The sequence below is a fragment of the Pseudoalteromonas sp. S1609 genome, from assembly GCF_005887255.1.
Classification (GTDB): Bacteria; Pseudomonadota; Gammaproteobacteria; order Enterobacterales; family Alteromonadaceae; genus Pseudoalteromonas.
Genome location: NZ_PNDJ01000130.1, coordinates 1 through 1,762, shown reverse-complemented (window position 1 = coordinate 1,762; position 1,762 = coordinate 1). Strand labels below are relative to the sequence as shown.

The window sequence follows — 1,762 nt, the reverse complement described above, 5'->3', positions numbered from 1 at the left end:
TTACTCTTTGTTGCTCGGTTTTTACTTAGCCCACTAGGTTACAAACCTCGCGCCGCGATTAAACCGCCACTAGTTTGAACAAATTTTAATCCACAAAGGTAAACAGACCCTAGTAACTACTTAAACATATAAAAGGTCGCAATTGCGGCCTTTTGTTTTATAAAGCAAAAAATTAAGCTAGGATAAAGTAGGTATTCAAGGAGAACAGAATGGATCTAAGCATACAGCTACTCAATGCGCGTATTAAACAACAACAGTTTGATGAGCTTGATAACGACTTTAAAAAGCTTACTGACGCTCAAAAAGTGATGCAGCTTAATTACCTGTTTGAAAGCGCGTTACGCATGAGTATTAAATACGATTTTATGCAAAACATTGCCGTGCGAATTTTAGCGAGCAATACGCCACCAGCGCCGTTTATTGAACAGCTAACCAGTTTAGATGCACTGAGCTTTTTTACTCCTGTGCTTAAATTAAATAAAGGCTTTATTAGTACAGATAGCCATGGCAATAACGTGTTACATAATGTGTTCAAGCACGCAGCGCCGAGTCAATTGCCTTTTAACTATGTTCGCTCGTTAATGTTATTTGAATCTAATGAAGAGTTACTGCATGCATTGGCGCAAATCAATCAGTACGGGCTCACTCCTGTGGCCAGCTATATCGTTTATGCACATAAGCCTAACATTCCGGTAAAGCATGAATTCTCAGCCTTACTGGCATTAATGGAAATAGAACAAAAACAAAATCCTAGAGCAAAATTACAATTGCTTGAGGCATTAAAAAACGACCCTCCAAGCGAAATTACCTTGCTATTAAGCGCCGCATATTTACAGCGCTCTACTGAACAAGTAGCGGCACTAATCTGATAAGTAATATTCTACGCTAGTAACCACGCGTACATTTTTAATTTGCGGTGTGTTTGAATCCCGATCGCTAATACTAAACTGCCCTTGGCGTGCGGTTTTAATTTTACCTAAAAGGGAGTTTGAATCTTTCGCAAATTTATTTGCTACTTCACGAGCTTTTTCTGTGGCTTCTTGCACCATGGCTGGCTTTATATCGTTAAGCCCAGTAAAAATATATTCAATACGAGTTTGATAGTTATCTTGCACTATGGCTATATTTTGTTTAGCTAACTGACTCACTTTACTCAGTGCGTTTTTAACTTTATCAGGGGCATTAGAGTAAACAATAATATTTGAGCTAATAACGTATCTAAACTTTTGATTGTCGTTCGCGTATTCACGCGCTTGCTTATCAATAATAGATTGAGTGCCTGTCGATATTTCCTCATCGTCAAAGCCATGTAGCTTTAAAAAGGCAATTACGGCATCGTTTTTTTGCTCAACTCGCTCAACAAGCTTTTCAAGGTTGTTATCGGCGTCATTAAACTGCAGCGGCCAAATAACAGTATCAGCGACCACTTCACGCTCTGCTAAGCCTTTGACCTGAACAGTGCGCTCCATACCTTTAATATCAAGCGCGGCTCCTTTTATAATAAAGCCCAATGCAATTAAGCCGATGCTTAAACAGGCTGCTGCCATAACAACGGTTACATTCGATATTTTATTCACTTCACTCTCCTTGATCAGGGTCTGTTGACCTTTACGGATTAAAACTTGTTCAAACTAGGGGCGATTTAATCGCGGCGCGAGGTTTGTAACCTAGTGGGCTCGATAACTGATCATGCGTTATTCTACTGGCTTAAATCCTAGTTAGACCAAGTCATACCCGAGCAAAAGGTCCGCGTCCTGCCCAC

Annotated in this window: 2 protein-coding genes; one reads left to right on the top strand and one right to left on the bottom strand. The window is 40.0% G+C overall.

Translation table 11 applies throughout. The features are described 5' to 3' along the window. Positions 1–209: 209 nt before the first annotated feature. Positions 210–869 (top strand): hypothetical protein, encoded by a 660-nt coding sequence (locus CWB76_RS19040; RefSeq protein WP_138609689.1) that lies wholly within the window; start codon positions 210–212, stop codon positions 867–869. Here CWB76_RS19040 and CWB76_RS19035 read toward each other — a convergent pair. Next, positions 861–1,577: an SIMPL domain-containing protein gene (locus CWB76_RS19035; protein WP_138609687.1), complete on the bottom strand. Its 717-nt coding sequence runs from the start codon at positions 1,575–1,577 to the stop codon at positions 861–863. The two genes, CWB76_RS19040 and CWB76_RS19035, sit on opposite strands and share 9 nt — an antisense overlap. Between the last annotated feature and the right edge of the window lie 185 nt (positions 1,578–1,762).